Consider the following 26179-nt stretch of genomic DNA (forward strand, 5'->3'; position numbering starts at 1 on the left):
CGATGCCCGACAGGACAATTTTTCAAACAGTCTTTCAATTGCAGTCGGTTTTCGGAATGCCCGTTCCAAGAGCTTCGAGCAGGGGACGCAACGTCTCGTTATCGGGGCGCCAGCGCCCCACGGCCGTGCGATAGAGCGGTTTGCGGACCTGCGCGACGCTTGATGTCCTGACCAGGCGCCGGGTTTCGTGAAAGCGCAGGCAGGCATCGTTCCATGGCAGGCCGCACCAGGCGATGATGCGTCGCGCATTGGCTTCGAGATCCTCGACGATGTCTTCGTAATGGACGTCCAGGATCGCGTCTGCCGGCAGGACCTGCCGCCAGTGGGCCATCTGTTGCTGATATTGGCGATGATAACGGCCCAGTTCGCCCAGATCGAACGTAAAATCGAGATTGTCGAAGGAAATCGAGAAACAGGACAGGCAGGTGTCGATCGGATCGCGACAGGTATGGATGATCCGAGCATTGGGCCACAATTGCCGAATGATTCCGATATGGAAGAAATTATCCAGCATCTTGTTCGTGATGCGTGCCGGCGGGTGGTCGCCCGTCCAGTCGATTGCTGCCAGCTTGTCCAGTCGCTGGAGATACTCTTCGGCGATGGCGTGTCGATCCTGCGCACTCAGGCAGGCCAGCGGGGTGCCGACCTGCCACGTCGGAAACCGTTTGGCCGCGTCCTTCAGCGTATCGGTCAGCGTGCTGACTTCGCCGGCGCCATACACGTCCGGATGGCTGGCCAGGATCTGCTCGACGAGTGTTGAGCCCGATCGGGGCATGCCGACGATGAAGATCGGGCGTGACGAGGGATGGCCGGTTCCGGCGGTCGCCGCCAGGGCCTCGGCGGTAAAATGCTCACGCACGGCCTTTGCCGCGCGGGCGACCGGCTTTTCGTCATAGGGCACGAGGCGGCGGCGGATCGCGTTGGCTTTCAGCAGATGGTCGAACGATTCCTGATTCCGGCCGAGGTCGGCAAGTGCTTTGCCCAGTGCGAAATGGAGAGTCATCCTGCCTCGGTCGTCAAGCGTCTCTTCGCGCCCGGCCAGGGCGTGCATGGCGGCCAGCGCGGGATCGTCGGGCGCCAGTTTCGTCAGGCGGGCGAGGGCCAGATAATGGCTCGGTTCCTCCGGTGCCAGGGCGATGGCCCGACGCCGGTGGGCGATCGCCGCGTCGATATGCCCCTGTTCCTGAAGGAGTTGGGCCAGGGCGGCGTGGATCGGCGCGTCGTCCGGCCGCAGGGCGTGGGCCTGTTCCAGGTGATGGATGGCCTCGGCGTGGCGCCCGGCTTTGCGCAGCAGCGTTCCCGTGGCGGCGTGGATGGCGTGCAGGCTTGGGTCCTGTTCCAGAACGGAGCGATAGCAGGCGATCGCCTCGTCGAGACGATTGAGCGCGACCAGGGCCTGAGCCAGATTGCGCGCCGCGTCGGGGCAGGCCGGCGTGTGGGTCAATGCCGTGCGGAACGGCTCGGCGGCCTCTTCATGTCGGCCGGCCGCGTGCAGCGCATGGCCGAGGCCGGTGAGGGCGGCCATGTCCTGTGGATCGGCGGCCAGGGCCGCGCGGTGGCGGGCGATGGCCTCCATGCGGGCTTCGATCGCCAGGACCGCACGGTATTGCTCGATATTATCCGTGGTGTGGCCGCGCGCCGCCAGGGCTTGCCTCAGGCGTGCCCGCGCGTCGGGGAATGAAGGGCGCAGGTCGATGGCCTTGCGGAAGCTGCTGATGGCTTCTTCTGTTCTTCCGGATTCATGGAGCGCCAGGCCGAGCGTGTTGAAGGCTTCCGCATTGTCGGGCATCAGGGTCTTGGCGCGTTGCAGGAAGGGGACCGCCTGTTCGAACTGCTTCCGCCATGTATGGATCGTGCCCATGAGCAACAGACCTTCGGGATGATCCGGAGCCTGGGTAAGGCGTGTCAGGGCGTAGCGGAGAGCGTCGTCGGTCGTCGCCTCGGTGGGGACGGCGGTGCCCGAGGGCAGGCAGCCAGACGCGGCCTCGCCAGCGGCAGGCTGGATATCCTCGTTTGTTTCGCGCATGCCGACAGGATAGTTGTTTAAGCCGGTATGGCTGTCAATCCGGGCGGCCGGTCGTCAGGATATGCGTGGGGCCGTGGGTCTGTCATCTGGAAGGCGTGTTGTGTCGCGCCGGCCGGTAGGGCATGAGGGGCACCTGAAACAATCCCCCCCGAAATGTCGGCAGGTCCCTGAATATGGCGGAACATACACCAATCGGTCTCGGTCATGAGGCGTCACCCGTCAGGGCACTGACCCATTCGGGCAATTTTCATGCCGACGAGACGCTGGGATATGTCATCCTTCATTATGCGCTTGCGCCGCAGGGGGACCTGCGGGCGCGGATTCTGGGCGAGGGGCCGGAGGACCGGCTGACCTTTAAGCGCTCGCGCGTGCCGGGGCAGATCCAGGCCGCGGAGATCGTGTTCGATGTCGGTGGTGTGTACGATCCGGCGGCGGGGCGGTACGACCATCACATGAAGAACAAGCCGCTGCGCGAGGACGGTACGCCCTACAGCGCGGCGGGGCTGCTGTGGAAGGATTATGGCCTGGCCGCGATCCGGAACATGCTGGCCGAGCCTGTGGAGGACGCCATGGAGGCCGCCATCTGGCAGGCCGTCGACAAGGCGCTGATCCTGCCGGTCGATCTGGATGATAACGGCGTGGCGAAAATGGGACGGCTGTCGCTGGCGGAGATCGTTTCGACCTGCGGTGCGGCCTGGGACACCGCCGAACTGTATGGCGCCGAGGAAGCGGGAAAGCGCGAAATGACCGGCTTCGCCGATGCGGCCGGGATCGTGGCGCGGTATCTGGTCGGGGTTGTCGATCGTGCGCGGGCCAGCCTGAAGGCTGTGGAGCGTGTGTTGCGTGCCTATGAGCTGGCCGAAGACAAGCGCATTCTGGTGCTGGAGACGGGGATGCCGGCCGAGAAGGTGATTTTCGAGCGCGATCTGCCTGTCGTCTATGTCGTCTCGCCGGCCGGTGGCGGCCAGTGGAATGTGAAGGCGGTGCCGCCGGCACGGGGGGAGTTCGGCCAGCGTGTCTCGTTGCCGGAAGCGTGGGGCGGGCTGGAAGGCCAGGCGCTGGCCGATGTCTCGGGGATCGGGGATGCGGCCTTCGCGCATCCGGCGCGGTTCATCTGCGGTGCGCGCAGCCGGGCGGGGGCCGTGGCCATGGCCCGCCGGGCGCTGGAGATCGGCGCGCCCTGATTTCGCCATTCCCCGTCGATCCGCCTGCCGCTGCCTTGCCGGGAGAGCGTGACGCGCTCCGTGAGGCGTGGGCCGCCCGGTCGGCGGCGGGCAGGGACTGAGTCTCTTTGACCGGCAGAGGGGGATGCGGCACGCTCCCGCTCCGTTCGCCCAACTGCTGGAGGCTCTCTGCCATGTCGTCTTATCCGGATACCTTGCTGTTTATCGACGGTCGGTGGATTGCTGCGCAGGATGGGCGGTTCATCGACGTGGTCAACCCTGCGACCGAGCAGGTGATCGGGCGGGTGGCCCATGCCGGCCAGCCTGATCTGGCCGCCGCCGTGGCGCCGCCGAACGGGGCTTTGCGGTGTGGAGCCGCATGTCGGTGTTCGAGCGCTACCGGATCATGCGGCAGGCGGCGACCCTGCTGCGGGCGCGGGTCGATGACGTTGCGCCGGTCCTGACCCAGGAGCAGGGCAAGCCGCTGGCCGAAGCGCGGACGGAATTGCTGGGGGCGGCGGATACGATCGACTGGCTGGCCGAAGAGGGACGCCGGGCCTATGGGCGGCTGATCCCGTCGCGCGCGGTGGGGGTGAGCCAGACGGTGATCCGCAGCCCGGTGGGGCCGGTGGCGGCGTTCTCGCCGTGGAATTTCCCGGTCAACCAGGTGGTGCGCAAGGTCGGCGCGGCGCTGGCGACCGGCTGCTCGATCATCGTCAAGGCGGCGGAGGAAACGCCGGCTTCGCCGGCCGCGCTGATCCGCGCCTTTGCCGATGCCGGGGTGCCGGCGGGGGTGATCGGGCTGGTCTATGGCACGCCGTCCGAAATTTCGGAGACGCTGATCGCGCATCCGGCGATCCGCAAGGTGACGTTTACCGGCTCGACCGTCGTGGGCAAGATGCTGGCCGCGCTGGCCGGGTCGCACATGAAGCGGGCGACGATGGAACTGGGCGGGCATGGGCCGGCCATCATCTGTGCCGATGCCGATATCGACCATGCGGCGGCGACGCTGGCGGCGGCGAAATTTCGCAATGCCGGGCAGGTTTGCGTCTCGCCGACCCGTTTCCTTGTGGAGCGTCCGGTCTTCGGTCGGTTCGTGGAGCGGTTCGCGGCGGTGGCCAGGGAGATCCGCGTGGGTGACGGGCTGCTGCCCGATACGAAAATGGGGCCGCTGGCCAATGTCCGGCGCGTGGAGGCGATGGAAGCCCTGATCGGCGATGCGACCGGCAAGGGGGCGACGATCGTGACCGGTGGCCAGCGGATCGGCAATGCCGGTTATTTCTTTGCGCCGACGGTGCTGACCGACCTGACCACCGACATGCGGATCATGAATGAGGAGCCGTTTGGTCCGGTGGCGCTGATGAATCCGTTCGATACGCTGGACGAGGCGCTGACCGAGGCCAATCGCCTGCCATACGGGCTGGCGGCCTATGGTTTTACCGGCGCGGCCCCCACGGCCGCCCGCCTGCGCGACGAGGTGCGGGCCGGGATGCTGACGGTGAACCATCTGGGGCTGGCGCTGCCGGAGGTGCCGTTCGGCGGGATCGGCGATTCCGGTTATGGCTCGGAAGGCGGCAGCGAGGCGCTGGATGCCTATCTGGACACCCGTTTCGTGACGATCCGAGATTATGTCTGACACGGCGGCCTTTGAGGCCGGCAGTCTGGCGGCGCTGTGGGCGGCGCGCTATCGCGAGGGCGTCGCGCCGGGGGCTTTGCCGGACGAGGCGATGCTGCGGCATCTGATGGCGCATCGCTCGGTGCGGGCCTATCGGCCCGATCCGTTGCCCGAGGGCGTGCTGGAAGGGGCGATGGCGGCTGGCCAGTCGGCCTCGACGTCCTCGAACCTTCAGGTGTGGAGCGTGGTGGCGGTCGAGGATGCCGAGCGGCGCGCCCGCCTGTCGGAACTGGCCGGTGGGCAGGCGCATATCCGTCAGGCGCCGCTGTTTCTGGCGTGGCTGGTCGATCTCTCCCGACTGGCGCGGCTGGGGGCGAGGCTGTCGCACGCCACCGAGGGGCTGGATTATCTGGAGACCTTTCTGGTCGGGGTCGTCGATGCGGCGCTTGCGGCGCAGAACGCGGCCGCTTTCTTCGAGGCGCAGGGGCTGGGGATCGTTTATATCGGCGGCCTGCGCAATCACCCGGAACAGGTGGCGCGCGAACTGCGGCTGCCGGATCGCTGCATGGCGGTTTTCGGCATGTGTGTGGGGTATCCGGATATGGCGCGGCCCGCCGCGATCAAGCCGCGCCTGGCGCAGGCGGTCGTGCTGCATCGCGAGTGCTACGATGTGTCGGGCGAGGACGCGGCGGTCGGCCGGTATGACGGTATCGACGAAGCCTTTCAGCGCGAACAGGGGCTGGCGCCGCGCGCGTGGTCGGATGCCATGGTGCGCCGTGTGGCCGGCCCGCAATCGCTGAATGGCCGCGACCGGTTGCGTGAGGCGCTGGGTGCGCTGGGATTTGCGCTGCGATAGGTCGTGCCGTGCGGGCATGGCGTGGGTGTATTGATCTGATCTTGCTGCGATGGAGATGATGCGCATGCGGCGTCGCGATTTGCTTCGATCTGTTCCGGTCCTGCTTGTGTCCCCGGCGTGCGCGCGGGCGCCGGCGGAGGGCGCGATCGCGGCCTATGAACGCGCGACGGGCGGGCGGGTCGGCGTTTTTGCCCTGAATATTGCCAGCGGAAAGCGTTTTGCCTGGCGGCAGAGCGAACGGTTTGTGATGTGCAGCACGTTCAAGGCCTCGCTGGCCGCGTGCGTGCTGGCGCGCGTCGATCGGGGGGACGCGGATCTGGATGAGGTGATCGCGTTTACGGCCGCCGACATCGGGGGGATGTATGCGCCTGTCGCGAAAGAGAATCTGGGCCGGGGCGCGATGTCGGTGCGCGAGATGTGCGCGGGGGCCGTCGAATTCAGCGACAATGTCTGTGCCAACAAACTTCTGACGCGGATCGGTGGTCCTGCCGCGTTGACGCGGTTCTGGCGGTCGATCGGCGATGATGTGACCCGCCTTGACGACGTTGAGCCTTTTCTCAATCGCACGCCCCTGGGCGGGGTGCGGAATACGACGACGCCGTTGGCGATGGCGGGGATCGCCCGGCGGCTTGTGCTGGGGGATGTGCTCTCGGAGGGGTCGCGGGCGATGCTGAAGACCTGGCTGGTCGATTGCCAGACCGGAAAGAACCGCCTGCGCGCGGGCCTGCCGGGCCAGTGGGTGGTGGGCGACAAGACGGGGAATAATGGCAAGGACGCCGCCGGCGACATTGCGATTGCGTGGCCTGGGGTGGGCGGGCCGATCGTCATGGTTGTCTATACGCGCGGGGGTGCGCCGGATGATGCGCAGTTTGCGGCGCTCTTCGCGGGGATCGGGCGGCATGTGGCGGCGACGCTGTCGTAACCGGCTGCCGGCCTGATGCGCGGCGGCGCGGGCTTGACGTGCCGCGTGATCTGGGGATTCTGACCGGTCGGGACGTGCCGTGGGGTGCGTGCCTGTTGCGTCGTGCATGCGGCACGCGCCGTTTCGTCGTGAGAGAGCAGGATCATGGATAGCGCCGATCAATTCCGTTTCACGCATATTCCGCACCCCGCGCCGGTATCGGTCGCGCAGCGTACGGAATTGCTGGCCAATCCGGGGTTCGGGCGCGTCTTCACCGACCACATGGCGGTCGTCCGCTACAAGGAAGGGCAGGGCTGGCATAATCCGACGATCGAGGCGCGGGCGCCGATCGCGCTCGATCCTGCTGCGGCCGTGCTGCATTATGCGCAGGAAATCTTCGAGGGCATGAAGGCGTATCGCGCCGCCGATGGTGGCGTGGTGATGTTCCGCCCGGATGCCAATGCCCGGCGTTTCCGCCAGTCGGCCGAGCGCATGGCCATGGCGGACGTGCCCGAGGCGCTGTTCCTGGAGGCGGTGCGCGAGCTGGTGAAGACGGATCGCGACTGGATTCCGTCAGGGGAGAGCGCCAGCCTGTATCTGCGGCCGTTCATGATTGCCAACGAGGCGTTCCTTGGGGTGAAGCCGTCCTCGGAATATCTGTTCATCGTCATCGCATCGCCCGTCGGGGCGTATTTCAGCGGTGGCGCCGTGTCGGTGTGGGTGTCGGAGGATTATACCCGCGCCGCCCCCGGTGGGACCGGCGCGGCCAAGTGCGGTGGCAATTACGCCGCCAGCCTGCTGGCCCAGCGCGAGGCGAAGAACCAGAAGTGCGATCAGGTGCTGTTCCTGGATGCCGCCGAACATCGGTGGATCGAGGAAATGGGCGGCATGAACATCTTCTTCGTGATGGATGACGGCACGCTGGTCACGCCGCCGCTGGGGGGGACGATCCTGCCCGGCATTACCCGCGATGCGCTGCTGACGCTGGCGCGCGACAAGGGGCTGACGGTGCGCGAGGAAGGTTACAGCATCGACCAGTGCTATGAAGACGCGGCCAGCGGGCGCCTGAAGGAAGCCTTTGCCTGCGGTACGGCGGCTGTGGTGACGTCGATCGGCCGTTTCCGTGGGCATCGGGGCGAGATCGTGATCGGTGCGGGGAATGGGGCCGATCCGGTGACGGAGGGGCTTCGCGAGGCGCTGATCGGCATTCAGCGCGGCCAGCGCCCGGACCCCTATGGCTGGGTCCAGCGCGTCGACTGATTGATGCCAAGGCGGGGCGTTCAGCCCCGCCGTTACAATTGACTGAATAAACGAACCGGTTTGCACAGGCCGCCGGCCTTTGCCGGGGTCAAGGGGCTGAGCCCCCTGGTCTTCAGGGCAATGCCGCGATGCCGGTCAGTTCGACGCGCCAGGCCGGGTCGGCCAGTCGGGCCTCGACGGTGGCGCGGGCCGGTTTGTTGCCGCGATCCAGCCATTGGTCCCAGGCGCGGTTCATGGCGTCCAGATCGTCCATGTTGGCCAGGAAGAGCTGGACCGAGAGCAGGCGGCTCTTGTCGGTGCCTGCTTCGGCCAGCAGGGCGTCGACCTGACGCAGGATGTCGGCCATCTGCCCTTCGATATCCAGCGACGAATCATCGGTGACCTGGCCGGCCAGATAGACCAGCCCGTTATGGATCGTCGCGCCGCACAGGCGGGTTTCGGGTTGCAGGCGGGTGATCGGACTCATGGGGGTCTCTCTGTTCGTGGGGCGAGGGGGCGAACGATAGAATAACACACGCATCCGTGACAGATGGGCCTCGGTGGACGGATCAGTGTGTCGGCCGGTCGGTCAGCATGCGCAGGAAGGCGATGATATCCTGCCGTTCGCGTGGGGTCAGGGCCGGGGCGTCGCCTGGGTGGCGGTCGAAGGGGGCGTCCGTGATGTCGAGGTTGGTGCGGTAGGTGGGCGGCAGGTCGTCCTGGCGCAGGATCTGGCCGTTGGCGTCCTTGGGGTAGATCCGCTCGGGGGCGACATCGCGCAGGACGTAGAAATCCAGCACCTCATTGAGCGTGTGATAGATGCCGTTATGGAAGAAGGCGTGGCGGGTGGCGGTGTTGCGCAGGGTTGGCGTGACGAACAGGCCGCACATGTCGGCGCGGGTTGCCATGTCGGTGCGGACCGGGCCGCATAGTCCCAGATCGTAAAAGGCGGGGTTGCGGTTGGCGGACAGCGTGCGGTTGCGCGGGACGCCGAGGGCCTCGAACTGATGGTCGGTCAGCAGCGGGGGCGTGCCGTCGGGTTTGGGGCGGTCGGGGTGGCAGGCGGCGCAATTGCCTTTTGCCGGGTCGTTGAACAGCAGGTAGCCCCGGTGCTGGGCCGGCGTCATGCGCCGCCGGCCTTCCAGCCAGTCGTCATATGGGCTGGCGTAGGGGTGGAAGGCCGGGTCTTCGATCTGGTAGCGCGCGATGGCGAACAGGGCTTCGGCGAGCAGCAGATTGTCCGAACTGGCGACGGCGGGGCCGCCCAGGCGGCGGAGCATCGGGGCGTAGGGGCCGTGCTTCAGCCGGGCCAGCACGATGGCGCGGCTGGAGGCCATTTCGTCGGGGTTGAAGAGGGGGCCGTTGGCTTGCTGTTGCAGGGTGTCGGCGCGGCCGTCCCAGAACAGGCCGCCTTGCGGGACCATGTTGACGGCGGACGCGGCGTTGTTCTGCGCGGTCTTGGCGCCGTGCGGGCCGATGGCCGTGGCGGAGGGGGTGGTGGCGGTTTCGGTTTCGGCATCGTCGGGGCCGATGCTGAAATTGGGGCGGGTTTCCAGATAGGTGAGGGTGGGGACCGCGCGCAGCCCGTCCCGCGTCAGGTCGGTGCCGCCCAGGGCGACGGCGGCCGGGCCTGCCGGGGCGTAATGATGCGCGGGGTCATGGCAGGAGGCGCAGGATTGCCGGCCCGATCCGGACAGGGCGGGATCGTGAAACAGGCTGCGCCCGACCTGCGCCATTGCCGAGAGGGGGGCGGCGGCCGGGCGATGCAGCGCGACGGGACAGGGATTGCCGCCATCGGGCGTCGGCAGGCAGGCGGCCGGGGGGGCGCCGGCGGCGAGAGCCGGTAAGGCCGGAAGCACAAGGAAGAGGAATATTCTAAAAAGCATTGAATATGTCGAGATAGATCTCGAAATTGTCGATATCTCATAACCCCGAGGGGTGAAGGGGACGACTGTCCCCTTCCGGGTGCAGGGCAGCGCCCTGCGTTGCTTGCGATGCCTAACGAGCAATCGCGGAGCGCGGTTCGCCGGTCGTAGGGTCCAGCAGCAGACGGCCCATCCGGGGCGGCTGGGTGAAATCGAACAGGTCGCGCAGGTCGGCGGCGTCGGCGTCGAAGGAGCCGCCGCCCAGGCGTGTGCCGTGCAGCCAGTTGTCTTCGATGAAGCGGGTGATCGAACTCTGGGTCAGCAGGACGTGGCTGATATGGTTGGTCTTCGCCCACGGGGAGACGACCAGCAGCGGGATGCGGGTGCCGGGGCCGCAGCGGCCGTTGACGGGCCGGCCATCGACGCCCATGGGGCGGGGGGCGCTGCCACCGCAGCGGCCGGGGCCGTCCAGTTGGTCGGCCTCGGGGTCGCTGGAGGAGCGGGTGGGGGGGACGAAGGCGTGGTCGTACCAGCCATCGGAATCGTCCCAGGCGATGATGACGGCGGTGTCGCGCCATTCCGGCCGCTGCTGCACCATGTTCAGGACTTCGACCAGGCCCTGCTGTTCGTCCAGCGGGTCGGAATAGCCGGCGTGGCCGTCCTGATAGCCGAGGAGCTTGATGAACGAGACGGCGGGCAGGGTGCCGGCGCGCAGGACGGTGGCGAAATCGCGCAGGTCGTATTCGTGGTTGGCCGGATCGCGCGTGACGCCGTCCGCCGCGAAGGTGTGGCCGATCGCGGCGACCGAACTGGGGCGGGCGTGGGTGGGGTTGGCGGTGCTGGGATAGTACTGGAACCAGTTGTGATGGGGGATGTAGTCGGTGATCGTCTGGCCGACCACGGGAGAGGGCGTGGAACGGGCGCAGCCGGTGGTGCCGTTGGGGTTGCGGATGTCCAGCGCGAACCCGCCCATGAAGCCGCCCCAGGTGATGCCGGCCTGGTTCAGCAGGTCGCCGACATTGCGGCCGCGCATGGTGACCTGATTGCCGGGAACCGAGCAGACATCATAGGCCGGGTCGATGTCGTTGATCATGGTCCAGCCGCCCTGGCCATCGGCGATATAGGGCGTTGCGGCGTGTTTGGTGGCGGGCTTCTGCGTCGTCCGGACGATCAGCATGCCGTTGGTCTGGCCCGCGACGACTTCCAGCGCGCCCGGCGTGGAGGGGCCGTAGGTGTCGGTGTAGGTGGCGTCGCTCATGGCGAAATGCTGGGCGTACTGCCACAGGGCGGTGACGGTGTTGCCGTCGAAATAGCCCATCACCTGGCCGCGCGTGCCAAACGCGCCCACGCCGCCGGGGGTGCCGCGCCCGGTATGGAGGGGGAACAGGTCGGCCTTGCCGCCATGATAGGCCATCTGCTCGGCCGTATAGGCGTGGTTCTGGTCGGCGGTGGCGGCCTGGGTGCGGTCGAGGCGGAACGGCAGGCTGGCGTCGGCGCCGTTGGCGGGACCGGCGTTGGGGTTGCTGGTCAGCAGCCCCGCCGTGACCAGCGTATTGGCCGGCGGGGTGCCGGGCCGGGCCGTGAAGGCGGGTTCGCCGGGCGGGTTGGCGGCCTGCGGATAGGTGGCGAAATAATGGTCGAACGAGACGTTCTCGTCATAGACGACGATCAGATGCTTGATCGGCGTTGCCGTTTCGGGCTTTGTCGCCAGCGTATTCGGGGTAGGAGCGGCCAGGGCGGGGGTGGTGGCCAGCAGGGCCACGAGGGGGCTGGCGAGGCGAACGGGGCGGGAAGAGATCATGCCGGGCGCGTATCCTGCGGTTTGCGGTTCTGCGGCCCCGGAGCGGACCGATCGTGCGGGACGATCATCTCCGGGCCATCGCCGTTCCGGCGGCGGCCCCGGCGGTCGGCCTTCGTTCTATAGGGCGTCGTTCCGGCCTTGGCCATCATGGAACGGGAGCGGAAGAGTGTGAATTCTTGATGATGCCGGGTGCGTCGGGGCTTGACGTAGATCAGGGTCCGCTGCTGGCGGACGGGCTAATATCTCCTGCGTCGCGCCCTCGGTGCGCCACCCCTGCATTGTGAGGAACGAGCATGACCGGAAAGATGAAGGCCGCCGTCGTCCGTGAATTCGGCAAGCCGCTGACGATCGAGGAACTGGATATTCCGACGATCCGTGCCGACCAGATCCTGGTGCGGCTGGATGCGTGCGGCGTGTGCCACACCGACCTGCATGCCGCCCGTGGGGACTGGCCGGTGAAGCCGAAGCCGCCTTTCGTGCCGGGACATGAGGGTGTGGGGCATGTGGTGGCTGTGGGAAGCGCCGTCAAATGGGTGAAGCAGGGCGACGTGGTGGGCGTGCCGTGGCTGTATTCGGCGTGCGGCCATTGCGAACATTGCCTGGGCGGGTGGGAGACGCTGTGCCCGACGCAGGACGATACGGGCTACACCGTCAACGGATGTTTCGCCGAATATGTGGTGGCCGATCCGAATTACGTGGCTCATCTGCCGAAGAATATCGACCCGATGCAGGTTGCGCCGGTGCTGTGCGCGGGGCTGACGGTCTATAAGGGCCTGAAGATGACGGACACCCGTCCGGGCCAGTGGGTCGCCGTTTCGGGTGTGGGCGGGTTGGGCCAGATGGCGGTGCAGTATGGCGTGGCCATGGGACTGAACGTGATCGCGATCGATATCGACGACGAGAAGTTGCAGACCGCCAAGGTGCTGGGGGCGGCGCTGACCGTGAATGCGCGGTCGGTCGATCCCGCGCCTTATATCCAGTCGCAGGTGGGCGGGGCGCATGGCACGCTGGTGACGGCGGTTTCGCGCACCGCCTTCGCGCAGGCGATGGGCTTTGCCCGGCGCGGCGGGACGATCGTACTGAACGGCCTGCCGCCGGGGGAATTCCCGATTTCCATCTTCGACATGGTGATGGCAGGGACCACGGTGCGGGGGTCGATCGTCGGCACGCGGCTGGACATGATCGAGGCGCTGTCGTTCTTCGCCGACGGCAAGGTCAAGACCGTCATCGAGCCCGACCGGCTGGAGAATATCAACGAGATCTTCGCCGAGCTGGAGGCGGGCAACGTGCAGGGACGCAAGGTGCTCGACCTGCGGGGGTGACGGGTGGTGGGGGCATAAGCCCTTGTCATAAGGGTGGAACCTTCCGGCTTTGCGCTGCTCCGCCTCGGGTACGATGGGCCGCGCCGCCGTTCGCCAGATCGAAGATCGCCGTCAGTTCGCAGCACAGGGGGAGGCGTCGGCACAATGCCCCCGGCCGGCGCGCGGATTGCTTCCACCAGCCGGGTCGCCTTGAGCTGGTAGCGGTCCGAGAGGTTTGGGGGGGGGCACGCGCGGCAAGTCCGTCGGGATTGTCGGCCATGTGGGCGGCGATCTCGGCCTTCCTGGGCCAAGGCTCCTGCATTCGCGCCTTCATCGCAGGCTCCATACATCCCGTCCGCGATCGCGCGCAGGATACCCGCCCTGCTTCGGTGGAATGCTGTCTGGCGCCTTGCGATCGGCCACCAACCTGAAGCCTGTGCTGCCTGTTTTTGGCGGCTTTCGCCCTCTCCACGCATATCGCAGGCCATTCCAGGCGGTCGAACTGGGAAAATCCTTTTCTTCGCTCTCACTCACTCCGTCGCATCGAACCTTCTGCGATAGGCGCTCGCGGTCAAACCAGTGATGCGTCGGAACTGTTTGCGGAATCCGGCCTCCGATCCGAACCCGGTCACATGCGCGATTTCCGCGACTGGCAATCGCGTTTCTTCCAACAGTTCCCGCGCCCGCGCGACGCGCTCGTTGAGCAGCCAGTTCAGCGGCGTCAGACCTGTGGCGTCGCACACATGGCGATGCAGACCGCGCGGGCTCATTCTCGCCTCGGACGCCATCCGTTCGACCGGCCAGTGCTCGTGCAGGCGTCCGCGAATCATATCGAGCAGTGTTGCGAGGCGGCGCCCCGCATGCTTCGCCACCGGACGCGGGATAAACTGTGCCTGGCCGCCGTCCCGGTGGGCGGGAATGACCAGCCGGCGGGCCACCTGATTGGCGATCCGGGCACCGAAATCCTGCCTGACCACATGCAGGCAGAGGTCGAGGCCCGCAGCACTCCCGGCAGACGTAAGGAGCCGTTCGTCCTCCGTGTACAGCACGTCAGGTTCGACCCTGATCTCTGGATAGGTTCGCGCCAGAACGTCCGTGTGGTGCCAGTGTGTCGTGGCACGACGCCCGTCGAGCAGGCCGGTGGCGGCAAGGACAAAAGCGCCCGAACAGATCGAGACGAGCCGTGCGCCACGCATATGGGCTGCCCGCAGAGCCGCCGCGAGATCATCGGGTACGGGGGCGTGCGGACCGCGCCAGCCGGGAATGACGACCGTATCGGCCTGATCCAGAAGAGAGAGATCGCCGTCCGGCAGAACGCTCAGGCGTGCCCCGGCACGGAGCGGCCCGGCTTCGACCCCTGCGACGACGCAACGGTACCAGCCCGGCCCCGCCTCGGGACGCGATAGGGCGAAGACCTCCATCGCGCAGCCATATTCGAATGCGCACAGCCCATCATAGGCGAGAACGACAACGAGAGGGCGATCGGACATAGACAAGAACTCTGGCAGGATCGGAGCGTAGATGACCGATCCGGACACTTACGCCAAATCCATCATCCCAGGAAGATAGCGGCTCCTCACCCGAATGGAGCAAAGACCTATGAAGCTGGTCGGAAAACTGGATTCTCCTTACGTTAGGCGCGTGGCCATTTCCCTGACGCTGATGGAGGTTCCGTTCGAACATGTCTCCCTCTCGGTGTTTCAGGATGAGGCCGCGTTCGTCGCGATCAATCCCGTGCTGAAGGCGCCGAGCCTCATGACGGAAGATGGAACGGTCCTGATGGAATCGACCCTGATCCTCGACCATATCGAGCATGGGCTGCCGCCAGCCCGGCGGCTGATGCCGGAGGATGCTCCGGATCGGATGCAAGTGCTCCACACGCTGGGCTTCGCCCTGGTCGCGGCGGACAAGGCGGTGCAACTCGTCTACGAACGGACGCGCCGGCCGCCGGACAGGCAGTATCAGCCCTGGGCGGAGCGCATCGTCGATCAGGCCCATGCCGCCTTCTCGATGCTTGATGCGCGCTATGCCCGTTGCGCCGGTGACTGGTTGCTGGGAACGGTGTCACAGGCCGATATCTCAACCGCCGTCGCCTGGACTTTCGCCCGCAACGAAATCCCCGACATCGTGACCGGGGACGCGTATCCGGCTCTCCTGCGCCTCGCCGCCCGAGCGGAAGCACTGCCGGCATTCCTGAAATGGCAGCCGAAATAAGCAATATTTGGGAGAATACTATCCGATACAGGCGGATGCTGGAGGGCGCGCCGGGTCGTCATCCTCGGCGCGCCGCGACAACGGGCATATTCCTGCCCGCTGTCGCGTTCGATGCTTTTGAAAATCAGGGAATCAGACGTTCCGAACGCAATCTCGCGAACAGGTCAAAGAATGAGTCCGGCGTGTACTGATAGTCCGTGAAGCCGGCGCGCCTGCTTTTGCTCATGTCCGTGACGCATTCCACGGGACGGCCGAGATCGGCATCGGTATGCCATGCGGACGCAACGCGATGAATGTCGGGTTCCGCCAGACCGTGACGCGCCGCCATGGTCGTCCAGAGCCTGCTATCCTCCGCAAGCATCTCATCCAGAGACAGCGCGGCTTCTGGATAGGGCGCGGCTTCGATGCCGAACCATGTTGCGAGGTCCGGCCAAAGCCATTTCCAACGGAAGACGTCGCCATTGACGATGTTGAAATCCTGATTCTGCGCGGCGGCGGTCGTGCCCGCCCAATGCAGGTGGCGAGCCAGTTGGCGCGCGTCTGTGACATCCGTCAGGCCATGCCACTGGTTGGGTGAGCCGGGGAATACGAACGGCCGCCCGGTCTCGCGACAGAGGCTGGCATAGACGGCGAGAGTCGAGCCCATATTCATCGCATTGCCGACGGCATGGCCGATGATCGTGCTCGGACGATGCACGCTCCAGGAAAAGCCGTGGCGTGACGCGGCCTCGAACAGGGCGTCTTCCTGATCGTAATAGAAATTCGCGATCGGGAGGCGTGGCATATCTTCACGAAACGGCGTTTGTACGCCACCGCCCTGGGCATAGGCTTCGAACGGGCCGAGATAGTGCTTGAGCCCCGTCGTGAGGGCCGCGTGACGGATCAGCCCCGGAGCGGGCAGCGCCGCGAAGACGTTTCGCACCATCGCGCCGTTGACCCGGCAGTTTTCGGCCTCCGTCGCCATCCGCATCCATGAACAGAAATAGATATGGCTCGGCCGTATTCCGGCCAGGGCCGTCCGCAACCCTTCCGCGTCCAGCAGATCCGCCGCGATGGGGATTGCGCCGCGCCCCGCCTGCCGGGGGCGGCGCGCCAGGCCGTGGACGACCCAGCCATCCGCGACCAGCCGGGCCGCGAGATTCTGCCCCACGATTCCCGTGGCGCCGACGATCAGTGCGCTATAAGACATGCCCAGTCTCCTTCGGCAATCAGACGGCGGGGGGATTGAGGCGCGCAAACGCGGCCTGGCGGTAATAAGGGAAATACGGATAGGCGGCTTCTGTCCGGCTCGCATCATCCAGGCGCGCCGTCTGTTCAGCCGTGAGGCGCCATCCGACGGCACCGAGGTTCTGGCGCAGTTGTGCTTCATCGCGCGCGCCGATGATGACCGAGGCAACCGTGGGCCTTGAGGTGAGCCAGTTGAGGGCGATCTGCGGCACGGTCTTTCCCGTCTCGCCCGCGATCTCGTCCAGCATATCGAGAACACGGAACAGACGCTCGTCATCGACGGGCGGCCCGAAAGCGGCTGTCTGGTTCAGGCGGCTGTCCGCGGGAAGTGTCTCGCCGCGTTTCAGGCGGCCGGTCAATCTTCCCCAGCCCAACGGACTCCAGACCAGCGCGCCTACGCCCTCTTCTCGTCCGAGCGGCATCAATTCCCATTCGTAATCACGGCCGACGAGCGAATAATAGACCTGATGGGCGACATAGCGCGGCCAGCCATATCGCTCCGCTATTCCCAACGATTTCTCCAGTTGCCAGCCGGAGAAATTGGAGACGCCGATATACCGGACCTTTCCGGCGCGGACGAGTTCGTCCAGCGTTGCGAGCACTTCCTCGAACGGCGTTGCGGCGTCGAAAGCGTGAAGTTGGAGCAAATCGATATAGTCAGTGCCCAGGCGCCGCAACGACGCTTCGACGGCGGGAAGCAGTCGCGCGCGAGACGTGCCCGCCTCTGCTGGCCCTTCTCCCATCGGTAGGCCGGTCTTCGTGGAAATCAGCACCTTGTCGCGCCGGTTGCGGATCGCTTCTCCCAGCACCTCTTCCGATGCGCCGTCGGAATACACGTCGGCTGTATCGAACAGGGTGACGCCGGCATCCAGGCAGATGTCGATCAGCCGCCGTGCCTCCGTGGCGTCGGTCTTGCCCCAGGCGCCGAACAGCGGCCCCTTGCCGCCAAAGGTGCCGGCACCGAAGCTGAGCAACGGAACCTTGAGGCCGGATTTTCCGAGCGACCGATAGTCCATCCCGTCTTCCTTTCGATCCTGCACATGCGCGTGCCGTGAGCAGGCAGGATAAGGGGCAGGGAATTCGTGATATAGAGTGCCGGATGGAACATCATCTGTGAAATGAAAGACCGAATGGCAGGCATCGAGATCAATCGTTCACGCGAAATGGCGGTGTTCGTACACATCGTCGAGCAGGGCGGCTTCTCGGCTGCCGCGCGGGTGTGTCGGATGACGCCATCGGCGATCAGCAAACTGATCGCCCGCCTCGAAACGCGTCTGGGCGCACGGCTCGTCAACCGTTCGACACGACGTTTCCAACTGACGCCCGAAGGGTGCGTCTTCTACGAGCGCGCCACGCAAATTCTGGCGGACATCGCGGACGCGGAACGGAGCGCCGGGGCTGGCGAACGGCCTTTCGGGCGTGTCCGCCTGACGACGAGCGCTTCCTACGCCATCCATATCCTCGCACCGATCCTGCCCGACTTTCTCGACCTCTATCCCGATATCACCCTGGATATCGTCCAGACGGACATGGTGATCGATCTTCTCTCCGAGCGAACGGACGTGGCGGTGCGTGCCGGACCGCTGAAAAGTTCAAGCCTCGTCGCACGCAAGCTGGGTGAGACGCCATCGGTCATTACCGCCGCGCCCGGTTATCTGAACCGCTTCGGTGTGCCAGAGACCATCGCCGACCTGGACCGGCATCGCAGGCTGGGTTTCGGCTATCTCCGCGCGATCGATGGCTGGCCTTTGAAACAGCACGATGAGACGATCGTGCATCCGGCATCCGGTCGCGTTCAGGCCAGTGACGGCGAGGCGCTACGACAACTCGCATTAAGCGGAAACGGCCTTGCCCGGTTGGCGCTCTTTACCGTGCGCGACGATATCGCCGCCGGACGACTGGTTCCCGTTTTGGAAAGGTTCAATCCGGGGGATCACGAAACATTCTACGCCGTCCATGCGGGCGGAAGCGGTCCGCTTCCCTCGCGTGTTCGGGCATTGCTCGATTTTCTCGCAGCGCGCGGGCGCGTGGAATGAAAGATCATGTCGGATCAGGATGGTTGACGGTCGCGCTGCGAAACTGAAGTGCGTGGCTGGAATGTCCGCGCGGGACCGGGCCATCATGTCATGGAGGCTGCGAATGCCGACATCCGCTAAGCGCACGGTTCCGTACTGATTTTGTCGTGGTCTGTTTTCAATGCGACATGCAACCGAAGAAAAACCTCGTGAATCTGCTGGTTCATGAGGTTTTTGATGGGATCGTTGGTTGTGGGCATGGTGTGGCCGATACCAACACGCCTTTTCTGTTAATTCTCTTTTTGAAATCGGTCAGGCTCTCAGGACATAACGAAACTGACCGTATCGAGCGTGAAACTGCCATCGTCTTCGATCTCGAAATATGCGCGCACATCGTCCGGTGCCGCCCGTTGCAGAGAGCGGATCGCCTGAATGCGTTCGGGCGGGGTGCGCGTGCGTGCGACCCAACTGGAAAACGCCATGCGCAACCGCCGAGGTGTCATGGCCTGCATGGCAAAGCCGGCGCGCCCAAGAGCCGACACCCATTCGGACACCGTGTAGTCCCGTACGTGCGAAATGTCGCGCGTCAGTTCCAGCGTCTGGAGCCAGCTATCGCAGAGGACATGTGACGGCGCGGCGACATCGATGAACATGGCGATGCCGCCGGGCTTCAGGACGCGGCGTGCCTCGCGCAATCCCTGCTCCATATCCTGCCAGTGATGGGTCGTGAAGCGACAGAGAACCGCGCAGAAACTGGCATCCTCAAATGGAAGGGATTCAGCGAAAGCCTGTTGCGTCGCGATGTTGGACAGTCCGCGTTCTTGCGCCGTTCGACGCACCGCGTCCAGCATATCCGGCGTAACGTCGCAGGCGACGACCTGCTCCACATGCGGGGCGACCCGGTAGCTGACATGTCCGCCGCCGCAGCCCAGATCCAGAACGCGACGCAACCCCCTGCCGGCAACAGCCTGTTCGATCTCGTCCAGATCCTCTCCGGCGCTGTGGACGGCACTGGATACATAATCCGCCGCGCGTTCTCCGTAATGGCGTGCGGCGTAACTGTCCGACGTGTCTGTCATGATCGCTCCTTTCCGTTGACGCGCGCAGGATGGGCGGTTCATGAACCAGAGATAAGGTCTATTGTTATACGGGTATAAAAAGTGCCACCATGATCTCCATCCCTGAGCAACGCCGGACCCTTGGCGCCTTCCTTCGTGCCCGCAGAGAGGCGTTATCGCCCGAGCGGGCGGGGATTTTCCCGATGCCGGGCCGCCGACGCACCCCAGGTCTGCGACGGGAGGAAGCCGCGCAGCTCTGTGGCATCAGCACGACCTGGTACACCTGGCTGGAACAAGGGCGCGAGGTCGCCTGTTCCAACCAGGTGCTCGCAAGGGTGGCCGATGCCCTGCTTCTGTCGTCGGCGGAAAGAACCTACCTGTTCGAACTGGCCCGTCAGAACGATCCGCAGGCTCCCGCCGCCGCGCCCTCGCATGTGGTACCGCCAGACCTGCTCCGCATGTCGGATTTGGTAACCGCCCCGACATATCTGCTGGACGCGCTGTGGTCCGTGCGCGCCGCCAACGCCGGGGCGCGGCATCTCTTCGCCGGATGGATCGGCGGCGAAGAGCCGAACCTGTTGCGCTATGTCTTCCTGAACCCCGAAGCCCGCATCTTTCTCGACGACTGGCCCGATCGCGCGCGACGGCTTCTTGCGGAGTTCCGTGCCGATACCGCCCGCCGGCCGGATGACAGGGCCATGCAGGCGATGGTGGATGACCTGCGCGCGGCAAGCTCCGATTTCGAGCGGCTGTGGACCTGCCACGCAGTGCTGTCCCGCGAAGGGGGACGACGCATGTTCAACCATCCGCAGGACGGCGTGCTTCATTATGAGCAGATCACGCTGATTCCCGCCACATATCCTGGGTACAAGGTGGTGACGCTCATCCCTTTCCTCGGTTGAGGCTTGGGCACTCCTTGCCGTCGGGCAACGGCTATCATCTGTTTTGTCGAACGCCTGTCTTCATGTGATTCTCGGCGACGATCACGATCACGATCACGATCACGCTCGCCCTCCGCCGGCGGAAGCCGCAGGAAATAAACCTTCAGAAAGGCTCTGTTTTCGTTAGGGGCCAAAATGCGAGCTTTCTCGGAGCGAAGGCTCCGGGGTGGGCGCAACCCTCATGGGAGCATGGTGGTGCGGGGCCGTTCCGAGTTATGAGTCCTGCATCATGGACGAATGGGTTGGGAACGGGCGATGCGGAACAGCGCGCGGATCTGGGAATGCGTCGAGGCCCGCAAGGGGCCGCTGATCGCGCTGAGCGACGCGGTGTGGGCGGTGCCGGAGCTGAATTTCGGCGAATTCCGCTCGGTCGCGCTGCATGACGCGGCGCTGGAGCAGGCGGGCTTTCGCGTGACCCGCGATGTGGCGGGTCTGCCGACCGCGATCATGGGCGAGGCCGGGGACGCGGGGCCGATGATCGCCTTCCTGGGCGAGTATGACGCGCTGCCGGGGCTGAGCCAGGAAGCCGGGGCGATGGCGCATCGGCCGCTGTCGGGCGATGGAAACGGCCATGCCTGCGGGCATAACCTGCTGGGGTCGGCGTCGCTGCTGGCGGCGGTGGCGCTGAAGGACTGGCTGGCCGAGACCGGGATGCCGGGGCGGGTGCGCTATTATGGCTGCCCGGCGGAGGAAGGCGGCGCGGGCAAGGGCTTCATGGTGCGCGCGGGCGTGTTCGATGACGTGGATGTTGCGATTTCGTGGCATCCCTTTGCCTTCGCCACCGTCTTTCCGCCGGCGGCGCTGGCCAACATGCGCATGGATTTCACCTTCACCGGGCGGTCGGCCCATGCGGCGGCGGCGCCCCATCTGGGCCGTTCGGCGCTGGATGCGGCGGAACTGATGAATGTGGGGGTGAACTACCTGCGCGAGCATATGCTGCCGAGTTCGCGCATCCATTATGCCTATCAGGACGCGGGCGGTACGGCGCCTAACGTGGTCCAGTCGCGGGTAGTCATTCGCTATACCGTTCGCGCGGCCGAACTGGACGATATGCTGGCCCTGGCCGCGCGCGTGCGCAAGGTGGCCGAAGGCGCCGCGCTAATGACCGAAACCCGGATGGATTGCGCGGTGGTCAGCGGGATGGCCAATCTGCTGCCGAATCCGCCGCTTGAGGCGGCGATGCAGGCGAATCTGGAACGGCTGGGACCGCCGCCTTTCGATTCGGCGGATCGGGCGTTTGCCCGGGAGATGCAGGAGACCTTCACGCCGGAGGATATCGTGGCGGCGTTCCGCCAGGTGGGGCTGCCGCCGACGAGCGACATGACGCTGTGCGATGTCGTGCTGCCGTATCCGTCGCCGGCCGGGCCGATTCTGCTGGGCTCGACCGATGTGGGAGATGTGAGCTGGACGGTACCGACCGTCCAGGCGCTGGGGGCGACCTGCGCCATCGGCACGGCGCTGCATTCCTGGCAGATGACGGCGCAGGGCAAATCGTCGGTCGCGCACAAGGGCATGGTCCATGTCGCCAAGGTCATGGCGGCGACGGCGGTGGATGTGCTGTCGGACCCGGAGCTGCTGGCGCGTGCCCGGCGGGACCATGCCGCCCGGCTGGCCGAATGCCCCTATGTCAGTCCGATGCCGCCGGATCTTGTGCCGCCGGTTATGAGGCAGTCTTCCTGACCTTTCTGGTTTAATGGACGTGCTGTAAAGATTTTTTTGTTTCAAAGTTGCATTTAAAGCACGTTCTGCCGCAGAAATTTTTTTTGATGCCGGAAAGGTCCGGGAAACAAATGTCTTTTCGTCCCGTCGAGGGGGGCACCCTGAAAAAACCGTTACGATAAGGGGATTATGTCATTGCCCATACGGGACGGACCCCTGTAAACGGGCATGGTGTTTCCGCCTTCGGACGGTCTTGCTGCCCGGAGGGTGTCGTTAATGGTAAGGTTTTCTGTCCTGTCTGCTGGGAGAACTTGATGACAAACGCTTTTCGGCGTCCGGTGGCCACGCGCCGCCAGATGCTGACACGAATCGGTATCCTGGGGGGCAGTGCCGCCCTGTATCAGGCCATGACGAGCCTGGGCCACGCCGCGGGAACGGATTTCCAGGGGCCGCCCGCGCTGAGCGGCGGCAAGCCGGGGACGAAAGTGCTGGTACTCGGGGCCGGCCTGGCAGGCATGCTGGCGGCGTACGAACTGCGCAAGGCCGGCTATCAGGTCCAGATCCTGGAGTTCCAGGACCGTGCCGGCGGCCGCAACATCTCGTTGCGCGGCGGGGACACCCTGACCGAACTGGGCGGGGCGGTGCAGAAGGTGCAGTTCGCTCCGGGCAACTACATCAACCCCGGTCCGTGGCGGATTCCCTATCATCACCAGGGCCTGCTGCATTACTGCAAGACCTTCGGCGTCGCACTGGAGCCGTTTGTCGAGCTGAATCATAATTCCTGGCTGCATTCCAGCGACGCATTCGACGGCAAGCCCGTGCGCTACCGCGATTTCGCCGCGGATTTCACGGGCTTTACGGCGGAACTGCTGGCCAAGGCGATCAACCAGCACAAGCTGGATGACGTGGTCTCGGACGACGAGCGGGCGCATGTCGTTTCGGCGATGCGCGGCTGGGGCGGGCTGACGGCCGATGGCGCGTATCGCAAGGGGGCGATCAGCTCGCTGCGTCGTGGCTTCGCCAAGCCGCAGGGTGGCGGGATGGACGGCGCGCCCGTGCCCTCCGACCTGTTCGCGCGGGGCGATGTCATGCGGTCGGGCCTGTGGCAGTGGATCGCGTTCCACGAGCGGCTGGACATGCAGACAACGATGTTCCAGCCGGTCGGCGGCATGGACCAGATCGGCAAGGGCTTCAACCGCCAGGTGCATGACCTGATCACGCTGCACTGCAAGGTGACGGCGATCCATCAGGACGACCGTCATGTGACGGTGACCTATAACGACATGGCCCATGGCGGCGCGGTGCGGCAGGCGGAAGCGGATTATTGCGTCTGCACCATCCCGCTGACGATTCTGTCGCAGCTCGACGTGCAGGTCAGTGGCCCGATGAAGGCGGCGATCGCGGCGGTGCCCTATGCGTCGTCGGTCAAGCTCGGGCTGGAATTCAAGCGCCGGTTCTGGGAGCAGGACGACCAGATCTATGGCGGCATCAGCTTCACCAACCAGCCGATCAGCCAGATTTCCTATCCCAGCCACGGCTATTTCTCGGATGGGCCGGCGGTTCTGCTGGGTGGCTACATGTTCGGGCCGGCGGCCTATGATTTCGCGGGCATGACCCCGGCCGAGCGGATCGAGCACGGTCTGGCGCAGGGCACGGCCATTCATGCCAACTATCGCCAGGAATTCCGTACCGGCGTGTCGATGGCGTGGAGCCGTATGCCGTGGACCCTCGGCTGCTGTTCCATGTGGTCGGAACAGGCGCGCAAGACCCATTACAAGGCGCTGTGCGCGATCGACAACCGGATCGTGCTGGCCGGTGAGCATGCGTCGTATGTCGGCTGCTGGCAGGAGGGGGCCATCCTGTCGTCGCTGGATGCCATTACCCGTCTGCACAAACACGCGCAGGGAGCTGCCTGATGCGGTCCGTATTTCTACTTCTGGCCGGCCTGACGGCCGGCGCGTTCCTTGCCCCGCAGGCGCGGGCCGACAGTGCCAGTGCCGTCGTGGGCAAGATGCAGCCGTTGAAGACCGGGGCCGACGTGTACCAGCATGTCTGCCAGAGCTGCCACATGCCTGACGCCAAGGGGGCCGAGGGTGCCGGTGCCCGCTTCCCGGCACTGGCGGGAAATGCCAAGCTGGCCAGCGCGGATTACCCTGTCTATGTCGTGCTGAACGGATTTGGCGGCATGCCGTGGTTTTCCGGCATGTTGACCGACCAGCAGGTGGCGGACGTGGTGAATTATATCCGCACCCATTTCGGCAATCATTACACCGACATGGTGAAGCCGGCGGATGTTGCGGCCCAGCATCCGACCATCAGATCTGAAGAGGATTGACAGGGATATGACGATTTTCAGGACAGTCCGCATTGCCGCGCTCGCGTCGGTGCTGGCGGGCGGCGCGATTTCCGCCGCCGGAGCGGCGGATGTGGTGCGGCACAGCGAGCCGGGCAGCCATTTCCCGATTTCCACCGCGATCGAGGTGCCGCCGGGGGCCACGACCATCTATCTGAGCGGCATGGGCGCCCCGCCGGTCGACAAGACCGCCGATCCGAAGACGCTGGCGGCCTATGGCGATACGGAAACCCAGGTGCGTGGCGCGCTGACCCGTATTCAGGGCGAACTGGCCAAGCTGAAGCTGACCATGGGTGATGTCGTCAATATGCACATCTATCTGGTCGCCGATCCGAAGCTGGGCAAGATCGACTTTCCGGGGATGATGAAAGCCTACACCGAGTTCTATGGCACGCCGGCCCAGCCGAAGCTGCCGACGCGCTCGGCGTTCGAAGTCGCCCATCTGGCCAATCCCGGCTGGCTGGTCGAGATCGAAGTGGTTGCGGTGCGCACCCACTGATACCGGCTCCGGGAGGGGTTAGTCCCTCCCGGAGGAACTCCGATGATCGGTCTGCGTGGGAACCCATCGACATGTCCGGGCATTAAGCACGGAGCATATGTGGAGGGGAGGGCCGGCAGGTGACGGATCTGGTAAGGCGCGCGGCGGTCTTTGCGGCATCGATCCATGCCGCGAGCGGTCAGCGCCTCCGTTATACTGACGAGCCGTTCATCACGCATCCCATGCGGGTGGCCGAACTGGTTGCCGGAACAGGGGCGCGCCCGGAGGTGGTGGCGGCGGCATGGCTGCATGATGTTCTGGAGGGGACGCCGGTAACGCTGGCGGAACTCGTCGCGATCTTCGGGCCGGATGTGGCGTCGCTGGTGGACATGGTGACGATGTCGGCACATTGCCTGGCCGATGATCTGCCGGGTCCGGTGGACCACGAACAACTGGCCCAGGCTTCGGCCGAAGCGCAGACCATCTGCATTGCCAGCCTGATCGACAATACGGCGCAGATCATGCGCTACGAAACCCGGCGGCGCAGCTTCTTCCTGCATGAACAGCGCGAGATCCTGCGTCGTCTCGGCAAGGGGGATGCCGGATTGTACATGATGGCCGCGATGGTCGTGGATTGATGTCCGGGCACCTGTAGCCATCCGCCCCCGGATATTGGGGCGGATGGTCGTCTGGTGTGCCTATGTGAGGACGGAGAAATCGAGGTTGCGTGGACCGCCCTCGATGACACGGCGCCGGCGTCGCTGGTCCTGATAATGCTGCCGGGTGGCGGTGATGGGGTCGTCCGCTCCCGCTTCCTCAAGGCGAATATCCTGAGCCCGGAGCGTGCCCATGCCGGTCAGCAGGATGCCGTAATGAAGGCTTTCGGCATCGTCGGGGATCTGGAGGACGATGTGCCGCGTCGTCCAGTCCGATGTGCCGGTCACCGCGCCGCCGCTTTCGCGGGTTATCAGGTTGTCGAAGAGAATCGGGGTCGGTCTGTCATCGTCGACCCGCATCCAGATGGTGGCATGGCCGGTAACGTCGCGGGTTGCCAGCCGGGCGGAGAAGCGCAGGCGCCGGCCGATGAAGGGGCGGGCATCGACCGCCTGCATCAGGGTGGCAAACCCTTTTTCGATCCGGGCGGCGTCCGGGTCGTCGGTCTGGAACAGGCAGTCGATGGTGAGGATTCGCGGCGCCGTACCGCCGGGTTCCGGTTCCACGCCGATGCGGTAGTTTTCGGGGGCCGTGCCGGCGGCAAACCAGCCCTCCGGCAGGCGGGCGGGTGTGCCCTGGCGTTCGGCCGCCGCGATGCGGGCGGCCAGGGTGTTCCAGTTCCGGAAACCGAACTGTCGCGCTACGATTTCCAGGCTTTCCGATGAGGTGATCGGGGTGCCGTGTTCCGCGAGTGCCGCGCGGAGCGTCGATGCCATGAGCTTGGCGTGTCTGAAGGTACGCATACCCAACCTC

The 26179-nt window shown here is 65.4% G+C and carries 22 protein-coding genes and 1 pseudogene; 14 read left to right on the forward strand and 9 right to left on the reverse strand.

Features of this window, described 5'->3' with window-relative positions; genetic code table 11:
* Positions 1 to 34: 34 nt before the first annotated feature.
* Complete coding sequence (locus HLH25_RS07485) at positions 35 to 2026, reverse strand: tetratricopeptide repeat-containing sulfotransferase family protein (protein WP_182973465.1); 1992 nt, start codon at positions 2024 to 2026, stop codon at positions 35 to 37.
* A gap of 173 nt (positions 2027 to 2199) precedes the next feature.
* Between HLH25_RS07485 and HLH25_RS07490 the strand changes: the two genes are divergently transcribed.
* The 5 genes and pseudogenes from HLH25_RS07490 (at position 2200) to HLH25_RS07510 (ending at position 7821) form a co-directional block, all read left to right on the forward strand.
* Positions 2200 to 3210, forward strand: a complete 1011-nt coding sequence (locus HLH25_RS07490) for an MYG1 family protein (RefSeq protein ID WP_182973466.1) — start codon at positions 2200 to 2202, stop codon at positions 3208 to 3210.
* 173 nt (positions 3211 to 3383) lie between these two features.
* Positions 3384 to 4825 (forward strand): annotated as a pseudogene (locus tag HLH25_RS07495) (NAD-dependent succinate-semialdehyde dehydrogenase).
* On the forward strand, positions 4818 to 5660 hold the full coding sequence (locus tag HLH25_RS07500; protein ID WP_182973467.1) for an NADPH-dependent oxidoreductase: 843 nt from the start codon (positions 4818 to 4820) through the stop codon (positions 5658 to 5660). Before HLH25_RS07495 ends, HLH25_RS07500 begins: the two are co-directional and overlap by 8 nt.
* Positions 5661 to 5724: 64 nt before the next feature.
* Entirely contained in the window at positions 5725 to 6582 is an 858-nt protein-coding gene (gene bla / locus HLH25_RS07505; protein ID WP_220791723.1) for a class A beta-lactamase, read from the forward strand.
* Positions 6583 to 6726: 144 nt separating this feature from the next.
* Positions 6727 to 7821, forward strand: coding sequence for a branched-chain amino acid aminotransferase (locus HLH25_RS07510; RefSeq protein ID WP_182973468.1), 1095 nt, complete (start codon positions 6727 to 6729; stop codon positions 7819 to 7821).
* Positions 7822 to 7933: 112 nt separating this feature from the next.
* On the opposite strand, the gene HLH25_RS07515 is transcribed toward HLH25_RS07510, so the two are convergent.
* The 3 genes from HLH25_RS07515 to HLH25_RS07525 form a co-directional block, all read right to left on the reverse strand.
* Positions 7934 to 8287 (reverse strand): RidA family protein, encoded by a 354-nt coding sequence (locus HLH25_RS07515; RefSeq protein ID WP_182973469.1) that lies wholly within the window; start codon positions 8285 to 8287, stop codon positions 7934 to 7936.
* An 82-nt stretch (positions 8288 to 8369) separates the two neighbouring features.
* Positions 8370 to 9659, reverse strand: coding sequence for a cytochrome-c peroxidase (locus tag HLH25_RS07520; RefSeq protein WP_343065490.1), 1290 nt, complete (start codon positions 9657 to 9659; stop codon positions 8370 to 8372).
* A gap of 139 nt (positions 9660 to 9798) precedes the next feature.
* Positions 9799 to 11466 (reverse strand): phospholipase C, encoded by a 1668-nt coding sequence (locus HLH25_RS07525; RefSeq protein ID WP_182973471.1) that lies wholly within the window; start codon positions 11464 to 11466, stop codon positions 9799 to 9801.
* A 293-nt stretch (positions 11467 to 11759) separates the two neighbouring features.
* On the opposite strand from HLH25_RS07525, the gene adhP reads away from it, so the two are divergent.
* Positions 11760 to 12788 carry an alcohol dehydrogenase AdhP gene (gene adhP, locus HLH25_RS07530; RefSeq protein ID WP_182973472.1) on the forward strand — a complete coding sequence of 343 codons (1029 nt, stop codon included), beginning with the start codon at positions 11760 to 11762 and terminating at the stop codon, positions 12786 to 12788.
* Between the two features lie 509 nt (positions 12789 to 13297).
* Here adhP and ftrA read toward each other — a convergent pair.
* A complete protein-coding gene (gene ftrA, locus HLH25_RS07535; RefSeq protein WP_182973473.1) occupies positions 13298 to 14257 on the reverse strand; it encodes a transcriptional regulator FtrA in 960 nt (319 codons plus the stop codon).
* A 109-nt stretch (positions 14258 to 14366) separates the two neighbouring features.
* On the opposite strand from ftrA, the gene HLH25_RS07540 reads away from it, so the two are divergent.
* Positions 14367 to 14981 carry a glutathione S-transferase family protein gene (locus tag HLH25_RS07540; protein ID WP_182973474.1) on the forward strand — a complete coding sequence of 205 codons (615 nt, stop codon included), beginning with the start codon at positions 14367 to 14369 and terminating at the stop codon, positions 14979 to 14981.
* Between the two features lie 124 nt (positions 14982 to 15105).
* Here HLH25_RS07540 and HLH25_RS07545 read toward each other — a convergent pair whose 3' ends face one another.
* Both HLH25_RS07545 and HLH25_RS07550 read right to left on the reverse strand, forming a co-directional pair.
* Entirely contained in the window at positions 15106 to 16170 is a 1065-nt protein-coding gene (locus tag HLH25_RS07545; RefSeq protein ID WP_182973475.1) for an SDR family oxidoreductase, read from the reverse strand.
* Positions 16171 to 16189: 19 nt separating this feature from the next.
* Positions 16190 to 17224, reverse strand: a complete 1035-nt coding sequence (locus HLH25_RS07550; RefSeq protein ID WP_182973476.1) for an aldo/keto reductase — start codon at positions 17222 to 17224, stop codon at positions 16190 to 16192.
* A gap of 114 nt (positions 17225 to 17338) precedes the next feature.
* On the opposite strand from HLH25_RS07550, the gene HLH25_RS07555 reads away from it, so the two are divergent.
* Positions 17339 to 18244 carry a LysR family transcriptional regulator gene (locus HLH25_RS07555; protein ID WP_182973477.1) on the forward strand — a complete coding sequence of 302 codons (906 nt, stop codon included), beginning with the start codon at positions 17339 to 17341 and terminating at the stop codon, positions 18242 to 18244.
* 299 nt (positions 18245 to 18543) lie between these two features.
* Here HLH25_RS07555 and HLH25_RS07560 read toward each other — a convergent pair whose 3' ends face one another.
* A complete protein-coding gene (locus tag HLH25_RS07560; RefSeq protein ID WP_182973478.1) occupies positions 18544 to 19302 on the reverse strand; it encodes a class I SAM-dependent methyltransferase in 759 nt (252 codons plus the stop codon).
* Between the two features lie 89 nt (positions 19303 to 19391).
* On the opposite strand from HLH25_RS07560, the gene HLH25_RS07565 reads away from it, so the two are divergent.
* The 6 genes from HLH25_RS07565 to HLH25_RS07590 all read left to right on the forward strand — a co-directional run bounded on the left by HLH25_RS07565 (position 19392) and on the right by HLH25_RS07590 (position 25350).
* Positions 19392 to 20183: a helix-turn-helix transcriptional regulator gene (locus HLH25_RS07565; protein WP_182973479.1), complete on the forward strand. Its 792-nt coding sequence runs from the start codon at positions 19392 to 19394 to the stop codon at positions 20181 to 20183.
* 294 nt (positions 20184 to 20477) lie between these two features.
* Positions 20478 to 21902: a M20 family metallopeptidase gene (locus HLH25_RS07570; protein ID WP_182973480.1), complete on the forward strand. Its 1425-nt coding sequence runs from the start codon at positions 20478 to 20480 to the stop codon at positions 21900 to 21902.
* Positions 21903 to 22195: 293 nt separating this feature from the next.
* Positions 22196 to 23797, forward strand: coding sequence for a flavin monoamine oxidase family protein (locus HLH25_RS07575; RefSeq protein ID WP_182973481.1), 1602 nt, complete (start codon positions 22196 to 22198; stop codon positions 23795 to 23797).
* Entirely contained in the window at positions 23797 to 24216 is a 420-nt protein-coding gene (locus HLH25_RS07580) for a c-type cytochrome (RefSeq protein WP_182973482.1), read from the forward strand. The genes HLH25_RS07575 and HLH25_RS07580 overlap by 1 nt, the downstream gene beginning before the upstream one ends.
* Before the next feature lie 7 nt (positions 24217 to 24223).
* A complete protein-coding gene (locus HLH25_RS07585) occupies positions 24224 to 24733 on the forward strand; it encodes a RidA family protein (protein ID WP_182973483.1) in 510 nt (169 codons plus the stop codon).
* A 119-nt stretch (positions 24734 to 24852) separates the two neighbouring features.
* The gene (locus HLH25_RS07590) at positions 24853 to 25350 is read left to right on the forward strand and encodes an HD domain-containing protein (RefSeq protein WP_182973484.1); all 498 of its coding nucleotides are present in this window, start codon (positions 24853 to 24855) and stop codon (positions 25348 to 25350) included.
* A gap of 60 nt (positions 25351 to 25410) precedes the next feature.
* On the opposite strand, the gene HLH25_RS07595 is transcribed toward HLH25_RS07590, so the two are convergent.
* Positions 25411 to 26169 (reverse strand): glyoxalase superfamily protein, encoded by a 759-nt coding sequence (locus HLH25_RS07595; RefSeq protein WP_182973485.1) that lies wholly within the window; start codon positions 26167 to 26169, stop codon positions 25411 to 25413.
* Between the last annotated feature and the right edge of the window lie 10 nt (positions 26170 to 26179).

This window comes from Gluconacetobacter dulcium (assembly GCF_014174165.1).
In the GTDB taxonomy this organism is placed as follows: domain Bacteria; phylum Pseudomonadota; class Alphaproteobacteria; order Acetobacterales; family Acetobacteraceae; genus Gluconacetobacter; species Gluconacetobacter dulcium.